Genomic DNA, 23534 nt, shown 5'->3' with positions numbered 1-23534 from the left:
GTTGCATTTTTGGTCCAACCATATTAGCGTTGGACCGGACAGCCGCTTCGTGCCTTCCCTTCTTCAGATCAAGGAAGATCGCCCATGACGTTCGCGCGGGTCACAGATCGTTACTCGGCCGAGGAAATCGAGCAGTTCTACGCCACCGGCCGCTGGTGCCGGGAGACGTTCTTCGAGCTGCTGGAGCAGCAGGTGGAACTCCGCCCGGACAAGGTTTTCCTCACCGACGACACCCGCGCCCTCACCTTCCGCGAACTTCGTGACGGCGCACTGCGGCTCGCGGCCGGGCTGCGCCGCGCCGGGATTTCGCGTGGGGACAGGGTTTGCGTGCAGATCCCGAACTGGGTCGAGTTCGGGCAGATCGCCGTGGCGCTGTCCCGGATCGGCGCGGTGATGGTGCCGATCATGCCGATCTACCGGCTCGACGAGGTCGGCTACATCGTGCGCAACTCCGGCGCGAAGATGGCGATCACCTGCCACACCTTCAAGAAGTTCGACTACGCCGCCATGTACCGCACCATTCAGCAGGATGTGGCGGGCCTGGAGACGATCGTGCTCGTCCGCGGCGAGGCCGAGGGCACCACGCCGTTGCGAGCGCTGGAAGCCGAACCGGTGGACCTCGGTCCCGGCGTGGGGCCCGACGACCATTTCGTGATCGTGTACAGCTCCGGCACCACGTCACGGCCGAAGGGCTGCCTGCACACGTTCAACACGATGGCGTGCGGATCCCGCTTGCTGGCCCAGGGTTTCGGCTACAGCGACGCGGATGTCCAATTCGGACCGTCGCCGATCACGCACACCACCGGGCTCGTCACCAGTATTCTGCTGCCGCTCATGCACGGCGCCGCGTCGCACGTGATGGAGGTGTGGGAGCCGAAGGCGGGGCTGGAGCACATCCGCCGGTTCGGGTGCACGGTCGCGGTCACCGCGACGACGTTCCTGCAGATGCTGATGGACGTGTACGAGCCGGCCGAGCACGACGCGAGCACGTTGCGGTTGTGGGTCGCCGCGGGTGCGCCGATCCCGGCCGCGTTCGTGGAGCAGGCGGCCGCCCTGCTGCCCCGGTGCCGGGTGCTCAGTCTCTACGGGCGCACCGAGAACGTGACCACCAGCATGTGCACCGTCGAGGACGATCCGGCGCGGTCGCTGACCTCCGACGGCCGGGTGCTGCCGGGCAGCTCGGTCAAGATCGTCGACGAGGCCGGCAACGAGGTGCCGCGCGGGCAGGAGGGCGACATCGCCTACCGCGGCCCGATGCACATGCTCGAGTACATCGGCAATCCCGCCGAGACGCAGGCCCTGTTCACGCCCGAGGGTTATTCACGCTCCGGTGATCTCGGGGTGATGGACGCCGACGGCTACCTCCGGGTGACCGGCAGGCTCAAGGACATCGTGATCCGCGGTGGGATGAACATCAGCGTCCGCCAGGTGGAGGACCTGCTGACCGGGCATCCGGCGGTCGCCGCGGCGGCCGTGGTCGGCATGCCCGACCGGCGGCTCGGCGAACGGATCTGCCTCTACCTGGTGCCCCGGCCCGGCCATGAGCACCTGACGCTGGACGACATCAAGGACTTCCTGCTGGGCCAGGGGCTGGCGATCCAGAAGATGCCCGAGCGGCTGGAAATCGTGTCCGAACTGCCGATGACCGCCACCGGGAAGATCCAGAAGCATCGGCTGCGCGCCGACATCGCGGAGAAGCTGAAGGTCACCGGGACCACCGTGTGAGGCGGTGATGGGCTTCGACGTCGCCACCTCGCACGGCCGCCGTGCCGATCGCCGCTGGAACCGGATGGCCGTCGGGAACGTGTTCGAACGGCTCACCCGCGACAACTCGGTCGAGCGCTTTCGCTGACCCGTGGACTGCGCTAGGAGGACGATCTCCGGTTGTGCACGTTCCTGCCGATCAACCCGGCGCCGCGCGCTCGCGGACACGATCACCCGCGAGCACGCCACGGCGATCCGGGCGGGATCGCCGCTGTGGCTGCAGAAGCTGGTCGGCGAAGCGCTCGCCCGCGCGGGCGAGGCGGAATCTGCACAGCCTCACGGTCGCGATGTTCTCCTGGGGCGCCGTGAAACCCGGCCTCTTCGATCGCATGCGTGCGGTCCGCGGCAGTGATGTCGCGCTGCTGGAAGTGTTCGGGCAGACCGGATCGATGTCGTGTTACCGGTTCTGGCCGGACCGTTTCCCGGCCTGCGCGGCAAACCGGGCGAGCCCGGCGAGGCGGTGTACCGCTCACCGGTGCTCGACGAAATGCCGGAGACGGTCGGCGGGAAGATCCTCAAGTTCGAGCTCAGGCAGCGGTTTGCCTGAGCTCAAGCGACCACCACGGCGGCGGTCGCGCGGATGATCTCGTCTTCGCCGCGCGAGGCCCGCAGCGCCAGCTCCGCGACTCCGTCCTCGACGGCGGTCACCTCGCCGGAGAACCGGAGCCGGTCGGAGAGGAAGACCGGCGCGACGAACCGGACCTCGTACTCCCGCAGGTGCTCGACCCCGCACCAGCCGGTCAGCCACGAGGCGAGCAGCCCCGCCTGGAACTGCCCCATCGCCAGCACACCGGGAAACCCGGCGGCGCGGGCGAACTCCGGATCGTGGTGCAGCGGGTTGAAATCCCCGCCCGCGCCGGCGAAGCGGACGATGTCGGTCTGGGTGACCGGGCCCGCTTCCCCGGCGGGCAGGGACTGGCCCACGGTCGCGGTGACGGGTTTTCTCACCGGGCTCCCCGTTCGATCAGGACCTCGCGCACGCGGACGGCGCAGTGGCCGGACGCGTCGAGGTAGTCGGTCTCCAGTGTCACGAAGCGCAGCTCGCGCTTGCGGGTGTCACTCGCCACGCGACGCACTCCGCGCAGCGAGTCACCGGCGCACAAGGGCCGGAGATAGGTCCACTTCACCGAGCCCACGACGACCCGGTCGAACGCGAGCCCGAGCTTGGCCACGAACGCGCGCTGATCCCGGTGATGCCCGGCGACCACGACGTGGGTCGCCGTGGCGGGCACGTCGGGAAAGCCCGCGGCGTGCGCGGCGTCGATGCTGGTGTGCACCGGGTCGGTGGCGTGCGTGGCCAGAGCGAACTCGCGGATCTTGCCGCGTTCGACGTCGAAGGAGACCTCGTCGAGGATTTCCACCACACCTCCCTGTTTGGTCCGACCTATAGTATCATTAGCCCGAAACGACGTGAAGGGGTGACGCATGGAGCTCGCGGACTCGCCCGAGGAGGCCCGGTTCCGGGCGGAGATCAGGGACTGGCTCGGCAGTGCGCTGCCGAAACTGCCCTGGCCGGAACCGCCCGACCTGGAAGGAAAACTGCCGTTCTGGCGGCAATGGCAGCAGATGCTGTCCGACGCCGGTTACGCCGGGTTGTCCTGGCCGGAGGAGTACGGCGGCCGGGGGGTGGACGAGAAGCTGCGCGCGGTGTTCAACGACGAGACCGACCGCGCGGGCGCCCCGGAGCGGCTCAACATCATCGGTGAGGACTTCGCCGGGCCCACGATCGCCGACTTCGGGACGGCGGCGCAGAAGGAGCGGTTCCTGCGCCCGATCCTGACCGGAGAGGAGATCTGGTGCCAGCTGTTCTCCGAGCCCGACGCCGGGTCCGACCTGGCCTCCCTGCGCACCAAGGCGACCAAAGTGGACGGTGGCTGGCGGATCGACGGGCAGAAGATCTGGACCAGCCGGGCGCAGCTGGCCGCGCACGCGATCCTGCTCGCCCGCACCGGTGGCGGCCCGCGGCACAAGGGCATCACGTACTTCCTGCTGCCGATGGACAGCGCGGGCGTGACCGTGCGGCCGCTGGCGCACATGCTCGGCGAGGCCGAGTTCAACGAGGTTTTCCTCGACGGCGTGTTCATCCCTGATGAGCTCGTCGTCGGGGAAGTCGACGGTGGCTGGCGGGTGGCGATGGGCACCCTGGGCTACGAGCGCGTCGCCATCGCGACCGGCCGGGTCAACACGCGCCGCGCGGTGGAGGACATCGTCGCCGACATCGCCGCCCGCACCGGTGACGACGGTGCGCCGCTCGGCGCGGACCCGGTGATCCGGCAGAAGGTGGCCGACCTCTACGGGCGCGCGCTGACGCACCGGCTGATCGGCCAGCGGGTGGTCACGCTCGCCGCCGAGGGCGGCCCGCCGGGGCCGGTCACCTCGATCGGCAAGCTCTACTTCTGCCCGCTGGTGGAGGATCTGGCCGATTTCCGGCTTTCCCTCGACCCGCTCGGCGACCAGTTCGGGCTCGACGACGAGCTTGCCGGATCGTCCCGCTGGCTCCGGCTGGCCTACCAGGCCCGCGGCACCGCCATCGCGGGCGGTTCCACCTACATCCAGCGCAACATCCTGGCCGAGCGGATGCTCGGCATGCCGAGGAGCTGACACCGTGGTCTATACCTGGGTTCCCACCGACGACTACGTCGAGAACGCCAACGTCACCCGCCTCGCCCGCGCGCACGGCGCCGGCTCGCTGGCCGAACTACGTGCGCGTTCGGTCGAGGACATCGGCTGGTACTGGGACGCCGTCGTGCGCGACCTCGGCCTGCCGTTCCGGAAGCCGTACTCGCGCACCGTCGACCTCTCGCGCGGCGCCGAGTGGCCGGACTGGTTCGTCGGCGGTGAGCTCAACATCGCCGACGCTTGCCTGACCCGGTGGGCGGAGCGGGCGCCGGAGCGCGCCGCCGTGGTGCACGAGGCGGAGGACGGCACGGTCCGCACGCTCACCTACGGCGAGCTGGCGTCCGAAGTGGAGCGTGTCGCCGGCGGGTTGCGAGCGCTGGGTATCGGCCGCGGTGACGCGGTCGGGCTGTTTCTGCCGATGATCCCGGAAGCCGTGGTGGCCTGTTACGCCGTCGCACGGCTTGGCGCGGTGCTGGTGCCGCTGTTCTCCGGATTCGCGCCGACCGCGATCGCGTCACGCCTGCGGGACGCCGACGCGAAGGCTGTCGTCGTGGCGGACGGAACCGTGCGCCGCCGCCGTGAGGTCGCGATGAAACCGTTGCTGGACGAGGCGTTGGCTTCCTGCCCGGCGGTGGAACACGTGGTCCTCGTCGGAAACCTCAGCGCCGAGACGAAAACCAGCACACCGAAGGACGTGCTGTGGGCGCGGCTCCCGGCAGGCGAGGCCGGCCCGGTCGAGGCGATGGCCGCGACCGACCCGCTGCTGCTGGCCTACACCTCCGGCACCACCGGAAAACCCAAGGGCGCGGTGCACACGCACGCCGGTTTCCTGGTGAAGACCGCGAGCGAAGTGGCCTATTCCTTCGACCTGAACGAAGGTGGCGTCTTCTGCTGGGTCACCGACATGGGCTGGATCATGGGCCCGCTGTCGATCATCGGCACCCACGCCAACGGCGGCACCCTGTTGCTCTACGAAGGTTCGCCGGATGTGCCGGACCTCAACCGGCTGTGGGACCTCGCGCAGCGGCACCGGGTGGCGATGCTCGGCGTGTCGCCGACGCTCATCCGCACCCTGCGCACGAGCGAGCAGGCCGATCTGAGCGGGTTCGACCTGTCCTCGGTGCACGTGCTCGGCTCGACCGGCGAACCGTGGGACCCGGACTCCTACGAATGGCTCGCGCGCGACGTCTTCGGCGGCCGGGTGCCGATCATCAACTTCTCCGGCGGCACCGAGGTCGGCGGCTCGTTCCTCGCGCCCTACCCCGTGGAGGAGATCCGCAGCTGCTCGCTCGGCGGGCCGTCGCTGGGCATGGACGTCGACGTGGTCGACGACGCGGGCAAACCGGTGCGCGGCGAGATCGGTGAGCTGGTGTGCCGCCAGCCGTGGCCCGCGATGACCCGCGGGGTCTGGAAGGACGACGAGCGCTACCTGGAGGCGTACTGGTCGACGTTCCCCGGGATGTGGCGGCACGGCGACTACGCGCTCGTCGACGCGGACGGGCAGTGGTTCCTGCGGGGCCGGTCCGACGACGTCATGAACGTGGCGGGCAAACGCCTCGCCCCGGCGGAAGTGGAGGCGGTGCTGGCGACCCATCCCGCGGTCGCCGAGGCCGCCGCGGTGGGGGTGCCGGACGCGAAGAAGGGTGAGGCGGTGTGGGCGTTCTGGGTTCCGCGTCCCGGCGCGGGGGAGGACGTTTCGGCGAAGCTCAAGGAAATGGTCGCCCACGAACTCGGCAAACCGTTCGCGCCTTCCGCGGTGTACCGCGTGGCGCAGCTGCCCAAGACGCGTTCGGCGAAGATCCTCCGCCGCGCGGTCCGTGCCGCCGTGCTGGGCACGGACCCCGGCGATCTGTCCGGGGCGGAGAACCCCGAGGCGGTCGCCGAGATCCGGGCGCTCGTGCGGCCGTGAGCTCAGTTCTCGGCGGGGACAGGGATCTCCGTCCGCTCGTCCACTTCGAGCACCGCCTCGGCGTAGGCGTGCACGTGCCGGTTCATCCGGCGCACCGCGGCATCCGGGTCCTGGGCCCGGATGGCCGTGGTGATCGATTTGTGCGCGCGCACCGTGGTGCGGCGGACTTCGTCGTCGACGAAGGCTTCGTTCTCGGTGGCGGCGTAGATCGCAGTGGACAGCGCGGTCATCAGCCCCGTGAGCAGCTCGTTGTGGCTCGCGGTGGCCACCGCGACGTGCCAGTCGACGTTGGCCTGCAGGAAATCGGCCAGGCTGCCGTCCTCGGCCGCGATCGCCTTGTTGGCGGCGTCGAGCCGGGCCAGGTCGGCTTGCGTGCGGTGCCGCGCGGCCAGCTTCGCGCAGTAGGGCTCGATGGCCTCGCGGGTCTCCAGCAAAGCGGCGAGGCGGACTCGCTGGCCGCGGATGAGCAGGTTCACCGAACTGGCGACCGAGTCCTTGCCGGGCCGCTGCACGAAGGCGCCGCCGCCCCGGCCGGCCTTGATCCGCACCAGGCCCTGGACTTCGAGGATGCGCAGCGCCTCCCGCACGGTGGTGCGGCTCATCCGGGTCTGGGCGACGAGGTCGCGTTCGGTCGGCAGCGCGGTGCCCTCCTCGAACTCGCCTTCGAGGATGCGTTCCCGCAGGTCGTCGGCCAGTACGTCGGAAGCCTTGGGCACCTCCATGGGCGTCAGGCGCACCGCCGAGCGGGTGCCGTTGGTTGCCGGGGGGCGTGTGCCCGCCATGTCAGTCTCCCCACACTTTGGCCTAAAGGTCTGACCTAAGTTACCATTTTTCTTCGAGTCGGGTCGTATTGAACCAGTAAACGTGATGTCAACGGCGAAAGGCGCGAGCAATGCGGTGGACATTGACCGAGGACCAGGATCTGTTTCGTGACGCCTTTCGTGGCTGGCTCGAACGCTTCGCTTCGACGGAGGCGGTTCGCGGCTGGCTCGGGAGCGGTGACCCCGCGCCGTTCGAGCGGCGCTTCGTCGAGGAGGGCTGGTTTTCCGTCGGCTCGCAGGACGGTGGACTGCTCGAACTCGCGCTGGCCGCCGAGCAACTGGGCCGGGCCGCGGCGCCGTCTTCGGCGTGGCTCGCGTCGGTGCTGGCGGCACCCGTGCTGCCCCCCGGTCCCGCGGAAGCCTGCTTGACCGGCGGGGAGTTCGCGGTGCTCGCGGTGAGCGCCGGAAAACCCGTCGACGCGCCGGGACCGGTGGTCGCCGAAGGGGGAGCCTTGAGCGGGACGGTGCCGCTGGTGCTGGGCGCGGACCGGGCGGCGAGGTTCGTCGTGCCCGCCGGCGGGCGGTTGTATCTGGTGGAGGCGGCCGCGGTTTCGCTGACCCGGCGCGCACTCCTGGACCGCACGCGCTCGGTCGCCGATGTCGTCCTCGACGGTGCGCGGGGCACCGAACTGCCGGTGGACGCGCGGGCTGAACTGTCCCGGATCGCGCTGCGTGCCGCGGTTCTGGTGGCCGCGGACAGCCTCGGCGCCGCCGAGCGGATGCTCGAACTCGCGGTGGAATACAGCAAACAGCGGCAGCAGTTCGGCGTTCCGATCGGCTCCTTCCAGGCGGTCAAACATGCCGCGGCGACGATGCTGGTCACCGTCGAATCCGCCCGGTCGCTGGTCTACTACGCCGCGGCCGCGGTCGAGCAGGAACACGAGGACTTCGTCCTGCACGCCGCGGCGGCGAAGGCTCAGGTGTGTGCCGAGGCCGTCCGCGCCGCCGACAGCGCGCTGACCATGCACGGCGCGATCGGCTACACCTGGGAACACGATCTGCAGCTGTTCTACAAGCGCGCCAAGCTCAACGATCGCCTGTTCGGCACGCCGGCCGTGTGGAACGAGCGGCTCGCGAGCGAGCTTCCGCTGCTGCCCGCGGCCTGATCCGTGCACGACGTCCGGGACCCGGCGCGTGTCTGTAGTTTTGGTCAGTCCTTTGGTATAGTTAGCCCAAACCAATGCTTGGGAGAGCTGCTGTGGACTTTGAGCTGACGGAGGATCAGGCGACGATCCGCAAAGCGGTGGCCGAGCTGGCGGGCAAGTTCGACGACCAGTACTGGCTGGAGAAGGACACTGCCCACGAGTTCCCCACCGAGTTCTACGACGCGTTCGCCAAGGGCGGCTGGCTCGGCATCACCACGCCCGAGGAGTACGGCGGGCACGGCTTCGGCATCACCGAAGCGGCGCTGCTGCTGGAAGAGGTCTCCGCCTCGGGCGGCGGGATGAACGCCGCCAGCTCGATGCACCTGTCCATCTTCGGGATGCACCCGGTGATCGTGCACGGGTCGGACGAGCTCAAGAGGCGGACGCTGCCGCGGATCGTCAACGGCGACCTGCACGTCTGCTTCGGGGTCACCGAGCCGGGCGCGGGCCTGGACACCACGCGGATCACCACGTTCGCCCGCCGCGAGGGCGACGAGTACGTGGTCAACGGGCGCAAGGTGTGGATCTCCAAGGCGATGGAGTCGGAGAAGATCCTGCTGCTGACCCGGACCACGAAGTTCGAGGACGCCAAGAAGAAGACCGACGGGCTCACCCTCTTCCTCACCGATCTCGACCGGTCCAAAGTGGACATCCGGCCGATCAGGAAGATGGGCCGCAACGCCGTCACCTCGAACGAGCTGTTCATCGACGACCTGCGGATCCCGGTGGAGGATCGCGTCGGCGAGGAAGGGCAGGGGTTCAAGTACATCCTGGACGGGCTGAACCCGGAACGGATGCTGGTCGCCGCCGAGGCGCTCGGCCTCGGCCGGGCCGCGCTGCGCACGGCGGTGCGCTACGGCAACGAGCGTGAGGTGTTCGGCCGCCCGATCGGGATGAACCAGGGGCTGCAGTTCCCGCTCGCCGACTCGCTGGCACGGCTGGACGCGGCGGAACTGGCGCTGCGCAAGGCGACCTGGCTCTACGACAACGGGAAACCCTGCGGCCGCGAGGCGAACACGGCGAAGTACCTGTGCGCCGACGCGGGCTTCCAGGCCGCGGACCGGGCACTGCAGACCCACGGCGGCATGGGCTACTCCGAGGAGTACCACGTGGCCCGGTACTTCCGCGAAGCCCGCCTGCTCAAGATCGCACCGCTGAGCCAGGAGATGGTGCTCAACTATCTCGGCTCGCACGTGCTCGGACTGCCGAGGAGCTACTGATGTTCGGACTGGACAACCGCTCGGCGCTCGTCACCGGCGCCGGCAGCGGGATCGGCGCCGCCGTCGCCCGCGCCTTCGCCACCGCCGGGGCGCGTGTGCTGGTCACCGATATCGACGAGCAGGCCGCGAAAGCGACCGCCGAGAGCATCGGCGACAAGGCTGAGTACCGCGCCCTCGACGTGCGCGACGCGGCCGGTGCGGAGGAGGCGGCGAAGCAGGCCGCGGCGCTCGCCGGCGGCAAGCTGCACATCCTGGTCAACAACGCCGGGGCGATCGCGCCCGCGATGTTCCCGAAAATGACCGAGGAAGCGTTCCGGCGGATCATCGACATCCACCTCGTCGGCAGTTTCGTGTGCAGCCACGCCGTGCTGCCCTATCTGCCCGAGGACGGCACCGGCCGGATCATCAACGTCACCTCCGCCGCCGGGCTGGAGGGCACGATCGGCCAGGCGAACTACGGCGCCGCGAAGGCCGGCATCATCGGGCTCACCAAGTCGCTGGCCAAGGAGCTGGCGCGGCGGCAGGTCACGGTGAACGCGCTCGCGCCGCTGGCCGCCACGCCGATGACGGAAAACATCCGCAGCAACGAGAAACTGGCCGCGAAAACGCTGGCCCGCATCCCGCTCGGCCGCTGGGCCTATCCGGACGAGATCGCGGGCAGCTTCGTGTTCATGGCCTCCGACGCCGCCGGGTACGTCACCGGCCAGGTGCTGCCGGTCGACGGCGGGACGGTGATGTAAATGAGTAAGCACACGCGGCGCCTGATCGAAACCAGCCCGATGCTGGCGGCAGGCCGTGAGGTACTGCTGGCCGAAGCCGTGCGCACCCCGATCGGCAAGTCGCATCCCGAACGCGGCTGGTACCGCGACACGCATCCGAACGCGCTGCTCGCCGCCTGCTACACCGAGCTCGTCCGGCGCACCGGGCTGGAACCCGGCGCGGTCGAGGATCTCGTGATCGGCTGCACGGCGCCGTTCGGCGAGCAGTCCCGCAACATCGGCCGCAACGCCTGGCTGCAGGCCGGGTACCCGCCCGAGGTGCCCGCGGTGACCCTGGACCGCCGCTGTGGTTCGGCGCAGACCGCGATCGCGATGGGCGCCGGGCTGATCGGCTCGGGCACGCACGATCTCGTGATCGCCGGGGGAGTCGAGCACATGGGGCACGTGCCGATCGACTCGCCGGTCAAGATCTCCGAGCTCTACGGCGACCCGTGGCCCGAGGAGCTGCGCGAGCAGTATTCCTTCGTGCACCAAGGCGAAAGCGCCGAACTGATCGCCGACCGCTGGGACATCGGCCGCACCGAGATGGACGAGTTCGCGGTCCGCTCGCACCGGCTGGCGTCCGAAGCGCTGGAAGCGGGCCGGTTCGACGCCGAAACCGTGCCGTTCGGCGAGCTGCGCGGCGACCAGAGCATCCGGCCCGGCACCGACCTGGCGAAGCTGTCCGCGCTGAAGCCCGCTTTCCGCAAGGAAAACGGGCGGATCACCGCGGGCAGCTCGTCGCCGATCTCCGACGGCGCGGCCGCGGTCGTGCTCGCTTCGCGGGACGCGGCGGCCGAGCACGGGCTGCGGGCACGGGCGAGGATTCTCGACCAGACCACGGTCGGGGTCGATCCGGTCATCATGCTCACCGGCCCGATCCCCGCCACCCGGAAACTGTTGGAGCGCAACGGGCTGACGGTCGACGACATCGATCTGTTCGAGGTCAACGAGGCGTTCAGCTCCGTCGTGCTCGCGTGGGAGCGCGAGCTGAAGCCGGACATGGACCGGGTCAACGTCAACGGCGGCGCGATCGCGCTCGGGCATCCCGTCGGCGCGACCGGTTCCCGGCTGATGGCCACGATCCTGGCGGAGCTGGAACGACGCGACGCCGAACTCGGCCTCGTGACGATGTGCTGTGGCGGCGGCCTGGGCACCGCCACCCTGATCCAGCGGATCGACGGATGATCGACCTCAAGCGCTTCATCCCGGACGGCGCCGGCATCTGGTGGGGCCAGGCCAGCGCCGAGCCGGCCGCGCTCGTGCACGCACTGCTCGACCAGATCGGCGAGCTCGGCCCGCACCGGGCGTTCTGCGGGCTCACCTGGGACCAGCGGCTCACCCGCGAGCTGCCGCCGGAACTGGAGCTGATGTCCTACGGCGCGCTCGGCGAACTGCGCAGGCTGAGCCGGGAGGGACGGCTGACCGTCGTGCCCTGCCACTACTCGGCGCTGCCCAGCCTGTTCGCCGACGGCTCGCTGCCCACCGACGTCGGCCTGGTCCAGGTGTCGCCGCCGGACGAGGACGGGATGTGCTCGCTCGGCGTCGGCGCGGACTACGCGGCCGACGCCGTGCTGCACACCTCCGTGCTGCTGGCCGAGATCAACCAGCGGATGCCGGTCACCACCGGCACCCCGAAGATCCCGCTCGCCAGATTCGCCGCGACGGTGGAGACCGACCGGCCGCTGGCCGAAGCGCCGGCGAAAGCACCCGACGACACCGAACTGGCCATCGCCGGGCACGTCGCCGGACTCGTCGAAGACGGCGACACCCTGCAGATGGGCGTGGGTTCGCTGCCTTCGGCGGTGCTGGACGCCCTGACCGGGCACACCGACCTCGGCTTCCACTCCGGCATGATCTCCGACGGCATCCTCCGCCTCGTCGACAAGGGCGTGCTCACCGGCGCCCGCAAAGAGATCGACCCCGGCGTCATCGTCACCGGCGCGGCGCTGGGCAGCGCCGAACTCTACGACCGGCTGCCGGAGCTGCCCGTGGAGTTCCGTCCCGCCAGCTACACCCACGCACCGTCCACTTTGTCCAGACTGCGCTCGCTGGTGTCGCTCAACTCGGCGATCGAGGTGGACCTGTCCGGGCAGGTCGGCAGCGAGGTCCGTCGCGGCGCCTACATCGGCGGGGTGGGCGGCCAGGCCGACTTCACCAGGGCCGCGGCGTCGACGGGCGCGCGCTCGATCATCGCCGTGCGAGCCCGGTCCGGCTCGCATTCCACCATCGTTCCGGCCCTGCACGGCGGCGTGGTCACCACCGCACGGTCCGATGTGGACTACGTGGTGACCGAATACGGCGCCGCCCGCCTGCGCGGCTGCGACCTCAACGAGCGCGCCCGGCGGCTCATCGCCGTCGCCGCGCCCGAACACCGGGAAGCCCTGTCGAGAGGAGCCCAGGCATGACCAAGCGACCGAGCAGCGTGCACATCCGCGAAGTCGGCCCGCGCGACGGTTTCCAGAACGAGCCCGAACGCATCCCCACGCCCGACAAGGTGCGGCTGATCAACGAGCTGGCCCGCGCGGGCCTCAAGCGCATCGAGGTCGCCAGCTTCGTGCGCCCCGACGTGATCCCGCAGCTGTCGGACGGAGTCGAGGTGCTGCATGGCATCGACGTCCCGGACGACGTGCGGCTGATGGTGCTGATTCCCAACAGCCGTGGCCTGGACAACGCGCTGAAGGTGCGGGACAAGTTCCACGAGGCGGCGATCTTCGTGTCCGCGTCGGAGACGCACAACAAGAAGAACGTCAACCGCACCGTCGCCGAGACCATGGCGGACAACGACAAGATGGCCGCCCGGATCAAGGCCGAAGGCCTCGACTGCGCCGCCGTGGTCGCGACGTCCTTCGGCTGCCCGTACGAGGGCAAGGTGGAACTGGACCGGGTGCTCGGCCTCGCCGAACGCTTCGCCGAGGCCGGGGCCACCGAGATCGGCTTCGGTGACACCACCGGCATGGCGAACCCGGCCTATGTCACGGAGTTCTTCACCGCGGCGCTGGAACGGCTGCCCGGCGTCGAGGTCACCGCGCACTTCCACAACACCCGGGGCCAGGGCCTGGCGAACGCCTTCGCCGCGCTGGAAGTCGGCTGCGCCAGCTTCGAGTCGAGCTTCGGCGAGCTGGGCGGCTGCCCGGTCCCGCCGGGCTCCACCGGCAACATCGCCACCGAGGACCTGGTCAGCATGTTCCACGAGATGGGCGTGGAGACCGGGCTTTCCCTGCCCGGTCTCATCGACGCGGCCCGCTCCGCGCAGGACACACTGGGCCGCAAGCTCACCAGTCATTCCATCATCGCCGGACCCGTCACCTGGAACTGAGGAGTGTTTCGAATGGCGCTTTCCTCGCGAGAGGACGCCTGAGAACCCGCCGCGGTGCAAGCTGACGGCCCACCGCAACCGGCTCCGCCGATTCCGGAACAGCTAGAAAGGAACCCCCATGAGCAACCGCGTCGCGCTCGTCACCGGTGGTGCGCAGGGCATCGGCCAGGGCATCGCGCTGGCACTCGGCGAGCACAAGTTCAAGGTGGCCATCGCCGACCTGAACCTCGAAGCCGCGCAGGCCACCGCGAAGACCATCACCGAAGCGGGTGGCACCGCGCTGGCCGTGCAGACCGACATCACCGACACCGCCTCGGTGCAGGCCGCGGTCAAAACCGTGACCGCGGAGCTGGGTCCGGTGGAGATCGTGGTGAACAACGCCGGCTGGGACGACTTCATGAAGTTCGTCGACACCGACGAGGAGTTCTGGAACCGCATCCTGGACATCAACTTCAAGGGCGCGCTGCGGGTCATCCAGGCCGTGGTGCCCGGCATGATCGAGCGCGGCTTCGGCCGGGTGATCAACATCGGCTCGGACGCCGGCCGGGTCGGCTCGTCGCTGGAGGCGGTGTACTCCGGGGCCAAGGGTGGCATCATCGCCTTCACCAAGACCCTCGCCCGCGAAGTGGCGACCAAGGGCATCACCGCGAACACCGTGTGCCCCGGCCCGACCGACACCCCGGCGCTGCGCAAGTTCGCCGACAGCTCCGGCCAGGACGCGGACAAGGTGCTGGGCGGCATGGTGCGCGGTGTGCCGATGAAGCGGCTGGCCAAGCCGAGCGACGTCGCCGCGGCTGTGGCGTTCTTCGCTTCCGACGCCGCCGAGTACATCACTGGCCAGACCCTGTCCGTCAGCGGCGGATTGACCATGGCGTGAGCGTGGACTGGAAGCAGATCGGTTCCTACGACGACATCCGCCTCGACTACAGCGGGGACGGGATCGCCAAGATCACGATCTGCCGCCCGGAGGTGCGCAACGCGTTCCGGCCGCGGACCCTCGTCGAGATCTCCGACGCGCTCGACGTGGCCCGTGAGGACACCGGGATCGGCGTGATCATCCTTACCGGGCAAGGAGATCTCGCCTTCTGCTCCGGGGGCGACCAGCGCGTGCGCGGCGACACCGGGTATGTGTCCGAGCCCGGCAAACCCGGCCGGTTCCATGTCACCGACCTGCATGTGCAGATCCGGCGGCTGCCCAAACCCGTGGTCGCGATGGTCGCGGGCTACGCCGTCGGTGGGGGACAGGTGCTGCAGCTGGTGTGCGATCTGGCCGTCGCGGCCGACAACGCGCGGTTCGGGCAGACCGGCCCGCGGGTCGGCTCGTTCGACGGCGGGTTCGGCGCCGGGCTGCTCACCAGCCTCGTCGGTGCCCGCAAGGCCAAGGAGATCTGGTTCCTGTGCCGCCAGTACGACGCGCGGCAGGCGCTGGAGATGGGCCTGGTCAACACCGTCGTGCCGCTCGCGGAGCTGGAGGCCGAGACCGTGGGCTGGTGCCGGGAGATGCTGGCGCTTTCGCCGTTCGCGCTGCGGATGCTCAAGGCGAGCTTCCACGCCGCCGAGGACGGGCTGGCCGGCATCCAGCAGCTCGCGCACGACGCCAACCTGCTGTTCTACGCCTCCGAGGAGGCCAAGGAAGGCCGTGAGGCCTACAAGGAAAAACGCGCCCCGGACTTCGGCCGGTTCCCGCGCCGTCCCTGAGTACGAAAGGTTCATCATGAGCGAGCTAGCGCGCGAGTCATCCAGCGCCGTGCCGGCCGACGTGACAACACTGCCGCGGCTTGCCGCGTCCGCCGAGGAGGCCGCATGAGCGACACCGTGGTCGCCCGCCGCTCCGCCGGGGCCGGTATCGAGGTCTGCACGCTGAAACGCCCGCCCGCCAACGCGTTGGGGCTGCCCATCATCGAGGGGCTGCACGCCGCGCTCGACGAGGCGGCCGGCGCGAAGGTCGTGGTCGTGTCGTCGGAGGTGCCGGGCTTCTTCGCCGCGGGCGCCGACATCAAGCATATGTCGGCCGTGGATGCGAAGTCCTTCACCGAATACGGCGACCAGCTGCGTGGCGTGCTCGACCGGCTGGCCGCCCCGGACCGGATCACGATCGCCGCCGTGGACGGGCTCGCCCTCGGTGGCGGGCTGGAACTGGCGATGGCGTGCTCCCTGCGCGTCGGCTCGGCGTCGGCCAGATTCGGGCTGCCGGAAGTGAAACTCGGCCTCATCCCGGGTGCGGGCGGCACGCAGCGGCTGCCCCGTCTGGTCGGGCGCGGCCGCGCGCTGGACATCATGCTCACCGGCCGCCAGGTGCCCGCCGAGGAAGCGCACGCGATGGGGCTGATCGACCGGCTGGTGCCCGCCGGCACGGCGGAGAAGGCGGCTTTGGAACTCGCGGGCGAGCTGGCCGGCGCATCCCTGCCCGCGCAGCAGGCGGTGATCCGTACCGTCGACGCCGCGTTCGATCTGCCGCTGGAGCAGGGTTTCCGGTTCGAGGTCGAGCAGGAGCAGGAGCTGTTCGAGGCCGGTGAAGCACAGGAGGGGCTCACGGCTTTCCTGGAGAAGCGGCCACCACGGTTCGCCTGAGAGGTACCGGAGGTGAGCACCCCATGACGGGACCGTTGGCCGGCATCCGGGTGGTCGAGATCGGCTCGATCGGCCCAGGGCCGTTCTGCGCCATGCTCCTGGCCGATCTCGGTGCCGACGTGCTCCGGATCGACCGGGCGGCGGGCGCGGCGCTGGTCGGGCCGAATGCGGACTTCCGCACCGAGCTGCTGCACCGCGGCCGCCGGTCGGTCGCCGTCGATCTCAAACACCCCGGCGGTGCCGAGGTGGTGCTCGATCTCGCCGGGCGAGCGGACGCGCTGCTGGAAGGGTTCCGGCCCGGGGTGGCCGAGCGGCTGGGGATCGGCCCGGACGCCTGCCTGGAGCGCAACCCCGCGCTCGTCTACGGGCGGATGACCGGGTTCGGCCAGGACGGCCCGCTCGCGCAGGCGGTCGGGCACGACCTGAACTACGTGGCGCTGTCCGGGGTGCTGTCGCTGATCGGACGGCACGGCCAGCCGCCGACCCCGCCGCTGAGCCTGGTCGGTGACTTCGGCGGCGGCGGTTACCTGCTCGCGCTGGGCCTGCTCGCGGCCTTGCTGGAGCGCGGGCGGTCCGGGCGGGGGCAGGTGGTCGACGCGGCGATGGTGGAGGGCGCGGCGCTGCTGGGCACGGCGTTCTTCGGCTTCGCGCAGACCGGGGCGTGGCATCCCGAGCGCGGGATGAACCTCGTCGACAGCGGTGCCCCCTGGTACGACGTCTACGAAACCGCGGACGGACGCTGGCTTTCGGTCGCGGCGCTGGAAAAACGGTTCTACGACGACCTCGTCGACCTGCTCGGGCTGCCCGCGGGACTGCCGGACCGTGACGACAGGGCGGCGTGGCCACGGCTGCGTGAGCTGATCGCGGGCGCCGTCCGCACCCGGACCCGTGACGAGTGGACGGCGCTCGCCGAAGGGCGAACGCCTTGTGTGGCGCCGATGCTCGACGTGCACGAGGCGCCACGGCATCCGCACAACGTGGCCAGAGAGTCCTTTGTGGACAAAGAAGGGCTGGTGCAGCCCGCACCCGCACCGAAGTTCAGCCGGACCCCGGCCGCGCTGGGCCACCCGCCGCCCGCGCCGGGGGAACACACTGAGCAAGCGCTGCGGGACTGGGGAGTGAGCGGGCAGCGGCTGGACGAATGGCTGCGGTCGGGTGCGATCGCGGTCGCTGACTAGGAGGACGGGAAATGTACGGACTGACGGTCTTCAGCTCGGGCGGTGGGCCCGAGCGGTTCCGCCGGCTGGCCGAACTGGCGGCCAGTGCCGAAAACGCCGGGTTCGAGGCGGTATGGACCAACGAGCTGTACAACCGGTCGGCGACCGTGCCGCTGGCCGTGCTGTCCGGCGCCACCAGCCGCGTCCGGCTCGGCACCAACATCGCCTACGGCGTCGGCCGTACCCCGCTGGTGTGGGCGGCCGAGGCACGTGACCTGGACGAGCTCTCCGGCGGCAGGCTCACCCTCGGGCTGGGCAACGGCACCCCGCGGATGATGGAGGACTGGCACGGCGTCAGCGGCGAAGCCCCGGCCGCGCGGATGGAAGAGCTGGTCACCGTGCTGCGCAAGCTGTGGCGCCTGCACGAAGGCCCGGTGGCACACGAAGGCCGGTTCTACCGCGTCCACCTCAAGCCCACCTCCGACACCCCGCCGCCGGTGCAGGAACACCTGCCGATCTGGACCGCCGGGGTCAACCCGCGGATGCTGCGCGTGGCCGGGCGGGTCGCGGACGGCCTCGTCGGGCACCCGATGTTCACCTCCGCCTACCTCCACGACTTCGTCCGGCCCGGACTGGCCGAGGGACTCGCCGACTCCGGTCGCACGCCGGAGGACGTGAAGCTGATGGGCATCCTGATGTGCGCGGTGGACGCCGACGAGCAGGCCGCGCGGGACCGCCTGGCCTTCGCCATCGCGCAGTACGCCGCATCCCGTGTCTACGACCGCCTTTTCGCGTTGCACGGCTGGACGGACGCGCAGGACCGGATCCGGGAAGCGGCGCGGAACCGGGACGGCGAGGCGATGGCCGCCGCGGTGCCGGACGCGGCGATCGACGCGGTGGGCGTGGCCTGCCGTCCCGGTGAGCTGAAGGAACGCGTCGCGGTGCACGCCCGTGACTACGACCATCTCAACCTCGTGAGTGTGCCCTGGGGACTCAAGCCCGAAGAGGCCGACGAGGCGACCGTGTCCATTTTGGAGGGAATGCGCTGATGGTGGAGCTGAAACCGGAGACGATCGAGCTCTCCCGGCCCGAGGACGGCGTCCTGGTGGCGACGCTCAACCGCCCGGAGTCCCTGAACTCGATGACGGTGGGCATGTTCGCCGAGATCGAGGAGCTGGCGTTCACGCTGGGCGACGACGACGAAACGCGGGTGCTGATCGTCACCGGCGCGGGCAAGGCGTTCTGCGCCGGGTACGACCTGGACGACGCCGACGAGCTCGCCGGGCTGACCGCGCTGGGTATGCTGGAACGGCAGGAACACGCCGCCCGCGCGCTGACGGCGTTGCGGTCGCTGCGCATCCCGGTGATCGCGGCGGTCAACGGCGCGGCGGCCGGCGGTGGCCTGGCGCTCGCGCTGGCCGCGGACATCCGGCTGGCTTCGGAGCAGGCGAAGTTCAACGCGGCGTTCGTCCGGATCGGACTGTCGGCCGGTGACCTCGGCTCGTCCTGGTTGCTGCCACGGCTGATCGGGCCCGCGCTGGCGTCGGAGATCGCCTACACCGGCCGGTTCGTGTTCGCCGAGGAGGCCGAGCGCATCGGGCTGGTCAACCGTGTCGTACCGGGTCCGGCGTTGCTGGATGAGGCGCTCGCCATGGCGCGCCTGATCCGGGCCAACTCGCCCGGCGGCGTGCAGCTGTCCAAGCGCGCGTTGCAGGCCAACATGGAGGTCACCTCCTACGCCGCCGCGCTGGAACTGGAGAACCGCGGGCAGGCGCTGCTCACCCGCGGTGAGGACATGCCCGAGGCGCTCGCGGCCTTCAAGGAGAAACGCGCGCCGAAGTTCACCGGACGCTGAGGGAGGGCACGTGATCGACTTCGAAGTCCCCGAACTGCGGACCCTCGTGCTCGAAGAGCCCGAGGAAGGCGTGCTGCTGCTGCGGATCGACCGGCCGGAGCGGATGAACTCCATGACGGTCGGCATGTTCGGTGAGTTTCTCCGGGTGGCCAGGGCGATGCGGGACAGCAAGGCCCGCGCGCTGATCCTCACCGGCACCGGGGAACGGGCCTTCTGCGCCGGGTTCGATCTCGACCAGATCGACGTGATCACGCGGATGGGCGTGCGTGAGTTCCTGCATTTCCAGGAAACCGCCACCGGCGGCCTCGCCGCGATCCGCGAGCTGCCGTTCCCGGTGATCGCCGCCGTGCACGGCGCCGCTTCCGGCGGCGGCCTGTCGCTCGCGCTGGCGGCCGACATCCGGCTCGCCGCGCCCACCGCCAAGTTCAACGCGGCGTTCGTGAAGGTCGGCCTGTCGGCGGGGGAACTGGGCACCTCCTGGCAGCTGACCCGGCTCGTCGGGCCGGGCCGGGCGGCCGAGATCGCTTATACCGCAAGGATTGTCGCGGCCGAGGAGGCGGCGCGGATCGGCCTGGTCAACCGCGTGGTGCCGGCCGGAAGCCTGCTGGACGAGGCACTGGCGACGGCGCGCCAGATCGCGGGCAACTCGCCCGGCGGCGTCCGCATGTCGAAGCGGGCACTGCAACGCAACCAGGAAGTCGCGAGTTATGCCGGGGCACTGGAACTGGAGAACCGCGGGCAGGCACTGCTGACCCGCTGCGAGGACATGACCGAGGCACTGGCCGCGTTCAAGGACAAGCGCGCGCCGGAATTCACGGGACGGTGAGCAACATGGTGACACTGGGCGATATCGACCCCGGCTTCGGGCCGGACGACGATCTGCGGCACTGGCCGGAGCCGGGCGGGCGGATGCGGGACTCCCTGTTCTGGGAACTGATCATGCCGGACGAACAGCTCGGCATGCAGGTGTACCTGTACCTGACCGACCGCGGCAAGACCGGCTACAACGTGTCGGTCTGGGGCCCGGACGCCGAGCCGGTGGCGCTGAAACTGGAGCAGGGCACCGTCGGCGACGACATGGACCTGGACAACTTCGAGTTCCGGGGGCTCTCGGTCAAGCAGCCCGAACTGCGCCGCACCGCGCAGGTCAGCTACACCAGCGACGACGTGAACCTGCAGTTCGACTTCACCGCGCTGCACGACGCTTTCAGCTACAGGTCCAATCCGGACGGTCTGCCGTCGTGGTTCGCCGCCAACCGGCTGGAACAGACCGGCCAGGTGACCGGGTTCCTGGAGGCCGGCGGCCGGCGGATCACCTGGGACCGCAAGGGGCACCGGGACCATTCCTGGGGCACCCGCGACTGGGGCGTACCGCATCACTGGAAGTGGTTCATCGCCTACACCGAGTCCGGCCGGGTCGTGAACGGGTGGATCTGGATCGCGCGTGGTGAGTGGGGTTTCGCCGGTTACGTCGTCAAGGACGGCGTCACCGTGCCGGTTTCGCACATCAAGCACCACGCCGAGTACCACGACGACATGACGCAGAAGCGGCTGGAGGCCGACGTCGTCGATATCACCGGTGAGACGACCCGCCTGGTGATGGACGCCTACGGCATCATCAAGCTGCCCACCCGCGATCCGATGGGCACCGTGATCACCGAGGCCGCCTGCCGGGTCACCATCGACGGCGAAGAGGGCGCCGGGCAGTTCGAGACGCACTGGCCCGGTCAGTACCTGCAACACCTGATCGAGAGCGGTCGATGAGCTGGGACTGGAGTGACGAGCAGCGCACCCTGCTGGCGGATTTCCTGGGCAGGCGGGGGATCTGCGCGGGTCCGGTCACCACGAGGCGGATCGGCGACGGGCACTCCAACCTCACGTTCCTGGTCACCGACGGGCGGCGGCGGGTCGTGGTGCGCCGGCCGCCGCCACCACCGATCCCGCCCGGCGCACACGACATGCTGCGCGAGGCGAAGCTGATCGCCGCGCTGGACGGTACCGACGTGCCGGTGGCGGAGGTGCTCGCCGTGGGGCAGGCCGGTGAGGTGCTGGACGTCCCGTTCTACGTGATGAGCTACGTCGAGGGCCCGGTGATCACCGACCGGACCCCGGAGGCGCTGAGCGACCCCGGCGACCGGCGCCGGATCGGGGAGTCCCTTGTGGACACTCTGGCGGCGCTGCACGCGGTGGACTGGGCCGGGCGTGGCCTCGCGGGCATGGGCAGGCCGGAAGGCTTCAACGCCCGGCATTTCCGCCGGATGGGACGGCTGATCGCCGACGCCGACGGCAAGCCGCCCGCGGAGTTCGCCGGCATCGACGCCTGGCTTGCGGCGCACGTGCCCCCGGAGGCGGGGGCGACGATCGTGCACAACGACTACCGGCTGGGCAACGTGATCGTGGCCCCGGACTCGCCGGGCCGGATCATCGCGGTGCTGGACTGGGAACTGGCCACCCTCGGCGACCCGTTGTTCGACGTCGGCTACTTCCTGGCGTCCTGGCCCGTGGCCGGGCAACCCCGCACGCCGACCGAAGACCTCGGAGCGGCGGCGCTGGAGGAGGGTTACCCCACCCGGGACGAACTGGCCGCACGCTACGCCGCGCGCACCGGGCGTGATCTGTCCACTCTGGACTGGTACACGGCGCTGGCGCTGTGGAAGCTGGCCGTGCTGTACGAATACGGCCGCAGGCGCGCGGTGCAAGGCGTCGGGGACGAGTACTACGCCGATGCCGGGCTGGTGAAGTCCTTTCTGGCGGCGGCGGAGCAGGTGGCGTCTTGACCCGGACGATCGCAGGCGCCGCCGCGGACCTGCGGACGGGCCGGGTCAGCGCGTCGGAACTGGTGGACGACGCGATCGCCAAGGCGGACGCCTCCGATGCCACGCTGGGCGTCTTCCTGCACCGCGAGGCCGAAGATGCCCGGCAGGCCGCCGCGGCCGCCGACGAGCGCTTCGCACGAGGCTGCCCGGTGGGGCCGCTTGACGGAATTCCCTTGGGCATCAAGGACATCTTCGCCTGCGAAGGTGGCCCGACGACGGCACAGAGTCTCGTGCTGGACAGGGCATGGGCCCAGGAGACCGGGGACGCCCCGGCGGTCGCACGGCTCCGTGCGGCGGGCGGGATCTTCCTCGGGAAGCTCACCACGATGGAGTTCGCCCTCGGCGCGCCCGACCCCGCCAAACCGTTCCCGTTGCCCCGCAACGCCTGGAACCCCGATCACTACGCCGGTGGTTCCAGTTCGGGCTGCGGCAGCGGGGTGGCCTCCGGGATGGTGCTGGGCGCGCTCGGCTCCGACACCGCGGGCAGCATCCGGATGCCGGCCGGGTTCAACGGGGTCACCGGGCTCAAACCGACCTTCGGCCGGGTGCCCAAGGCGGGCATGGTGCCGTTGAGCTACACCCTCGACCACGTCGGCCCGCTCGCGCGTACCGCACGGGACTGCGCTCTGCTGCTGTCGGTGCCGGCCGGGCATCATCCGGCAGATCCGTATGCGTCGGAGACCACGCCGGGCGATTACCTCGGTGGCCTCAATGGCGACCTTCGCGGTGTGCGCGTGGGCTTCGACGACCTGGACCGCTTCGCCCCGCGCGCGGATCCCGAGACTGCCGGCTTGTTCGCCGCGATGCTGGCGGTTCAGGCCGACGCCGGTGCCGAACTCGTGCCGGTCGAGCTGCCGATGTACCCCGAACTCCAGGCGATCGACTCCCTCGTCATGCTCGCCGAAGGCCTGAGCTACCACGAAGGCGACCTGCGCGCCCGCAGCGCCGACTACGGCCAGGCTACGCGCGTGCTGCTCACCAGCGCGCGGGCGATCACCGCGGCGCACTACTTGCAGGCCATGCGGGTTCGCCGTGTGGCGCAGGCGAAGATGGACGCGCTGCTGGACACCGTGGACCTGATCGCCACCCCCATGGGGCACCTCGGCGCGCCGCCCATGACCGAGATGTCCGGGCTCGACCCGACCAGCGTGATGACCGCATTGCACACGGCGTACTGGAATCCGCTGGGTAATCCGGTGCTGGTGGTCCCGATGGGCCTGTCGGCGCAACGGCTGCCGCTCGCACTGTCACTGGCCGGGAGGCGCTGGGACGAGGCGCTCGTGCTCCGCGCCGGTGATGCCGTGCAGCAGCGGACGACGTTCCATCTCGACGAGCCACCGGTGCCGGGCGCGGTGTCGCTGATGCCCGGGGCGGACGGGTCGGAGGAGGACGCGATCGCGGGGATTTCCGCGGCACTGGCGGCCTTGGGGGAGTCGATGGGCGAAGTGGCCGAGGCTCGGTATGCCGAGCCCAGCGGGGGGTTCGGCTGCGGGCGCTGAGTTCGCCGTGGCCGCGTTGTGGCGACGTTTGCCTGTCCGGTGAGAAAAGGGAAGGGCCGCCCCGTCCGGGGCGGCCCTTCC

At 70.2% G+C, this 23534-nt stretch carries 24 protein-coding genes; 21 read left to right on the top strand and 3 right to left on the bottom strand.

The window, feature by feature from the left end:
- Positions 1–84 precede the first annotated feature (84 nt).
- The 3 genes from VHD82_RS01815 to VHD82_RS01805 all read left to right on the top strand — a co-directional run bounded on the left by VHD82_RS01815 (position 85) and on the right by VHD82_RS01805 (position 2311).
- Positions 85–1725 (top strand): AMP-binding protein, encoded by a 1641-nt coding sequence (locus tag VHD82_RS01815; RefSeq protein WP_325696252.1) that lies wholly within the window; start codon positions 85–87, stop codon positions 1723–1725.
- 4 nt (positions 1726–1729) lie between these two features.
- Positions 1730–1852, top strand: a complete 123-nt coding sequence (locus VHD82_RS01810; protein WP_325696251.1) for a hypothetical protein — start codon at positions 1730–1732, stop codon at positions 1850–1852.
- Between the two features lie 306 nt (positions 1853–2158).
- Entirely contained in the window at positions 2159–2311 is a 153-nt protein-coding gene (locus VHD82_RS01805; RefSeq protein WP_325696249.1) for a hypothetical protein, read from the top strand.
- 2 nt (positions 2312–2313) lie between these two features.
- On the opposite strand, the gene VHD82_RS01800 is transcribed toward VHD82_RS01805, so the two are convergent.
- Both VHD82_RS01800 and VHD82_RS01795 read right to left on the bottom strand, forming a co-directional pair.
- The gene (locus VHD82_RS01800) at positions 2314–2712 is read right to left on the bottom strand and encodes a MaoC family dehydratase (protein ID WP_325696247.1); all 399 of its coding nucleotides are present in this window, start codon (positions 2710–2712) and stop codon (positions 2314–2316) included.
- Complete coding sequence (locus VHD82_RS01795) at positions 2709–3125, bottom strand: FAS1-like dehydratase domain-containing protein (RefSeq protein WP_325696245.1); 417 nt, start codon at positions 3123–3125, stop codon at positions 2709–2711. Before VHD82_RS01795 ends, VHD82_RS01800 begins: the two co-directional genes overlap by 4 nt.
- Positions 3126–3189: 64 nt before the next feature.
- On the opposite strand from VHD82_RS01795, the gene VHD82_RS01790 reads away from it, so the two are divergent.
- Together VHD82_RS01790 and VHD82_RS01785 are read left to right on the top strand one after the other, a co-directional pair.
- Positions 3190–4365, top strand: coding sequence for an acyl-CoA dehydrogenase family protein (locus tag VHD82_RS01790; protein ID WP_325696243.1), 1176 nt, complete (start codon positions 3190–3192; stop codon positions 4363–4365).
- Between the two features lie 4 nt (positions 4366–4369).
- The gene (locus tag VHD82_RS01785) at positions 4370–6292 is read left to right on the top strand and encodes an AMP-binding protein (protein WP_325696241.1); all 1923 of its coding nucleotides are present in this window, start codon (positions 4370–4372) and stop codon (positions 6290–6292) included.
- A 2-nt stretch (positions 6293–6294) separates the two neighbouring features.
- Here VHD82_RS01785 and VHD82_RS01780 read toward each other — a convergent pair whose 3' ends face one another.
- The gene (locus VHD82_RS01780) at positions 6295–7074 is read right to left on the bottom strand and encodes a FadR/GntR family transcriptional regulator (RefSeq protein ID WP_325696239.1); all 780 of its coding nucleotides are present in this window, start codon (positions 7072–7074) and stop codon (positions 6295–6297) included.
- A 110-nt stretch (positions 7075–7184) separates the two neighbouring features.
- Between VHD82_RS01780 and VHD82_RS01775 the strand changes: the two genes are divergently transcribed.
- The 16 genes from VHD82_RS01775 (at position 7185) to VHD82_RS01700 (ending at position 23453) form a co-directional block, all read left to right on the top strand.
- Positions 7185–8219 carry an acyl-CoA dehydrogenase family protein gene (locus VHD82_RS01775; RefSeq protein WP_325696237.1) on the top strand — a complete coding sequence of 345 codons (1035 nt, stop codon included), beginning with the start codon at positions 7185–7187 and terminating at the stop codon, positions 8217–8219.
- Between the two features lie 92 nt (positions 8220–8311).
- The gene (locus VHD82_RS01770) at positions 8312–9478 is read left to right on the top strand and encodes an acyl-CoA dehydrogenase family protein (RefSeq protein ID WP_325696235.1); all 1167 of its coding nucleotides are present in this window, start codon (positions 8312–8314) and stop codon (positions 9476–9478) included.
- On the top strand, positions 9478–10218 hold the full coding sequence (locus VHD82_RS01765) for an SDR family NAD(P)-dependent oxidoreductase (RefSeq protein WP_325696233.1): 741 nt from the start codon (positions 9478–9480) through the stop codon (positions 10216–10218). The genes VHD82_RS01770 and VHD82_RS01765 overlap by 1 nt, the downstream gene beginning before the upstream one ends.
- A complete protein-coding gene (locus tag VHD82_RS01760) occupies positions 10219–11424 on the top strand; it encodes a thiolase family protein (protein WP_325696231.1) in 1206 nt (401 codons plus the stop codon).
- Positions 11421–12644, top strand: coding sequence for an acetyl-CoA hydrolase/transferase family protein (locus VHD82_RS01755; RefSeq protein ID WP_325696229.1), 1224 nt, complete (start codon positions 11421–11423; stop codon positions 12642–12644). Before VHD82_RS01760 ends, VHD82_RS01755 begins: the two co-directional genes overlap by 4 nt.
- Positions 12641–13555 carry a hydroxymethylglutaryl-CoA lyase gene (locus tag VHD82_RS01750; protein WP_325696227.1) on the top strand — a complete coding sequence of 305 codons (915 nt, stop codon included), beginning with the start codon at positions 12641–12643 and terminating at the stop codon, positions 13553–13555. The genes VHD82_RS01755 and VHD82_RS01750 overlap by 4 nt, the downstream gene beginning before the upstream one ends.
- Before the next feature lie 118 nt (positions 13556–13673).
- On the top strand, positions 13674–14432 hold the full coding sequence (locus VHD82_RS01745) for an SDR family NAD(P)-dependent oxidoreductase (RefSeq protein ID WP_325696225.1): 759 nt from the start codon (positions 13674–13676) through the stop codon (positions 14430–14432).
- Positions 14429–15253, top strand: coding sequence for a 1,4-dihydroxy-2-naphthoyl-CoA synthase (menB, locus tag VHD82_RS01740; RefSeq protein ID WP_325696224.1), 825 nt, complete (start codon positions 14429–14431; stop codon positions 15251–15253). Before VHD82_RS01745 ends, menB begins: the two co-directional genes overlap by 4 nt.
- Positions 15254–15358: 105 nt before the next feature.
- Positions 15359–16126: an enoyl-CoA hydratase/isomerase family protein gene (locus VHD82_RS01735; RefSeq protein WP_325696222.1), complete on the top strand. Its 768-nt coding sequence runs from the start codon at positions 15359–15361 to the stop codon at positions 16124–16126.
- Positions 16127–16149: 23 nt separating this feature from the next.
- The gene (locus VHD82_RS01730; RefSeq protein ID WP_325696220.1) at positions 16150–17304 is read left to right on the top strand and encodes a CaiB/BaiF CoA-transferase family protein; all 1155 of its coding nucleotides are present in this window, start codon (positions 16150–16152) and stop codon (positions 17302–17304) included.
- Positions 17305–17315: 11 nt separating this feature from the next.
- A complete protein-coding gene (locus VHD82_RS01725) occupies positions 17316–18332 on the top strand; it encodes an LLM class flavin-dependent oxidoreductase (RefSeq protein WP_325696218.1) in 1017 nt (338 codons plus the stop codon).
- Complete coding sequence (locus VHD82_RS01720; protein WP_325696216.1) at positions 18332–19138, top strand: enoyl-CoA hydratase/isomerase family protein; 807 nt, start codon at positions 18332–18334, stop codon at positions 19136–19138. Before VHD82_RS01725 ends, VHD82_RS01720 begins: the two co-directional genes overlap by 1 nt.
- A gap of 10 nt (positions 19139–19148) precedes the next feature.
- The gene (locus tag VHD82_RS01715; RefSeq protein ID WP_325696215.1) at positions 19149–19964 is read left to right on the top strand and encodes an enoyl-CoA hydratase/isomerase family protein; all 816 of its coding nucleotides are present in this window, start codon (positions 19149–19151) and stop codon (positions 19962–19964) included.
- Positions 19965–19969: 5 nt separating this feature from the next.
- Positions 19970–20902 carry a DUF7064 domain-containing protein gene (locus VHD82_RS01710; RefSeq protein WP_325696214.1) on the top strand — a complete coding sequence of 311 codons (933 nt, stop codon included), beginning with the start codon at positions 19970–19972 and terminating at the stop codon, positions 20900–20902.
- A complete protein-coding gene (locus VHD82_RS01705; protein ID WP_325696212.1) occupies positions 20899–21915 on the top strand; it encodes a phosphotransferase family protein in 1017 nt (338 codons plus the stop codon). Before VHD82_RS01710 ends, VHD82_RS01705 begins: the two co-directional genes overlap by 4 nt.
- Positions 21912–23453: an amidase gene (locus tag VHD82_RS01700; protein WP_325696211.1), complete on the top strand. Its 1542-nt coding sequence runs from the start codon at positions 21912–21914 to the stop codon at positions 23451–23453. The genes VHD82_RS01705 and VHD82_RS01700 overlap by 4 nt, the downstream gene beginning before the upstream one ends.
- Positions 23454–23534 lie beyond the last annotated feature (81 nt).

The organism is Amycolatopsis sp. (assembly GCF_035546795.1).
GTDB lineage: Bacteria > Actinomycetota > Actinomycetes > Mycobacteriales > Pseudonocardiaceae > Amycolatopsis_E.
Note: the sequence above shows the minus strand (reverse complement) of the source record. Positions and strands in the feature narration are given on the sequence as shown.

Coding starts and splice junctions, on each gene's coding strand:
- VHD82_RS01815 (WP_325696252.1), top strand. CDS start 85: ATGACGTTCGCGCGGGTCACAGATCGTTACTCGGCCGAGGAAATCGAG.
- VHD82_RS01790 (WP_325696243.1), top strand. CDS start 3,190: ATGGAGCTCGCGGACTCGCCCGAGGAGGCCCGGTTCCGGGCGGAGATC.
- VHD82_RS01780 (WP_325696239.1), bottom strand. CDS start 7,074: ATGGCGGGCACACGCCCCCCGGCAACCAACGGCACCCGCTCGGCGGTG.
- VHD82_RS01775 (WP_325696237.1), top strand. CDS start 7,185: ATGCGGTGGACATTGACCGAGGACCAGGATCTGTTTCGTGACGCCTTT.
- VHD82_RS01765 (WP_325696233.1), top strand. CDS start 9,478: ATGTTCGGACTGGACAACCGCTCGGCGCTCGTCACCGGCGCCGGCAGC.
- VHD82_RS01760 (WP_325696231.1), top strand. CDS start 10,219: ATGAGTAAGCACACGCGGCGCCTGATCGAAACCAGCCCGATGCTGGCG.
- VHD82_RS01755 (WP_325696229.1), top strand. CDS start 11,421: ATGATCGACCTCAAGCGCTTCATCCCGGACGGCGCCGGCATCTGGTGG.
- VHD82_RS01750 (WP_325696227.1), top strand. CDS start 12,641: ATGACCAAGCGACCGAGCAGCGTGCACATCCGCGAAGTCGGCCCGCGC.
- VHD82_RS01745 (WP_325696225.1), top strand. CDS start 13,674: ATGAGCAACCGCGTCGCGCTCGTCACCGGTGGTGCGCAGGGCATCGGC.
- VHD82_RS01735 (WP_325696222.1), top strand. CDS start 15,359: ATGAGCGACACCGTGGTCGCCCGCCGCTCCGCCGGGGCCGGTATCGAG.
- VHD82_RS01730 (WP_325696220.1), top strand. CDS start 16,150: ATGACGGGACCGTTGGCCGGCATCCGGGTGGTCGAGATCGGCTCGATC.
- VHD82_RS01725 (WP_325696218.1), top strand. CDS start 17,316: ATGTACGGACTGACGGTCTTCAGCTCGGGCGGTGGGCCCGAGCGGTTC.
- VHD82_RS01720 (WP_325696216.1), top strand. CDS start 18,332: ATGGTGGAGCTGAAACCGGAGACGATCGAGCTCTCCCGGCCCGAGGAC.
- VHD82_RS01710 (WP_325696214.1), top strand. CDS start 19,970: ATGGTGACACTGGGCGATATCGACCCCGGCTTCGGGCCGGACGACGAT.
- VHD82_RS01705 (WP_325696212.1), top strand. CDS start 20,899: ATGAGCTGGGACTGGAGTGACGAGCAGCGCACCCTGCTGGCGGATTTC.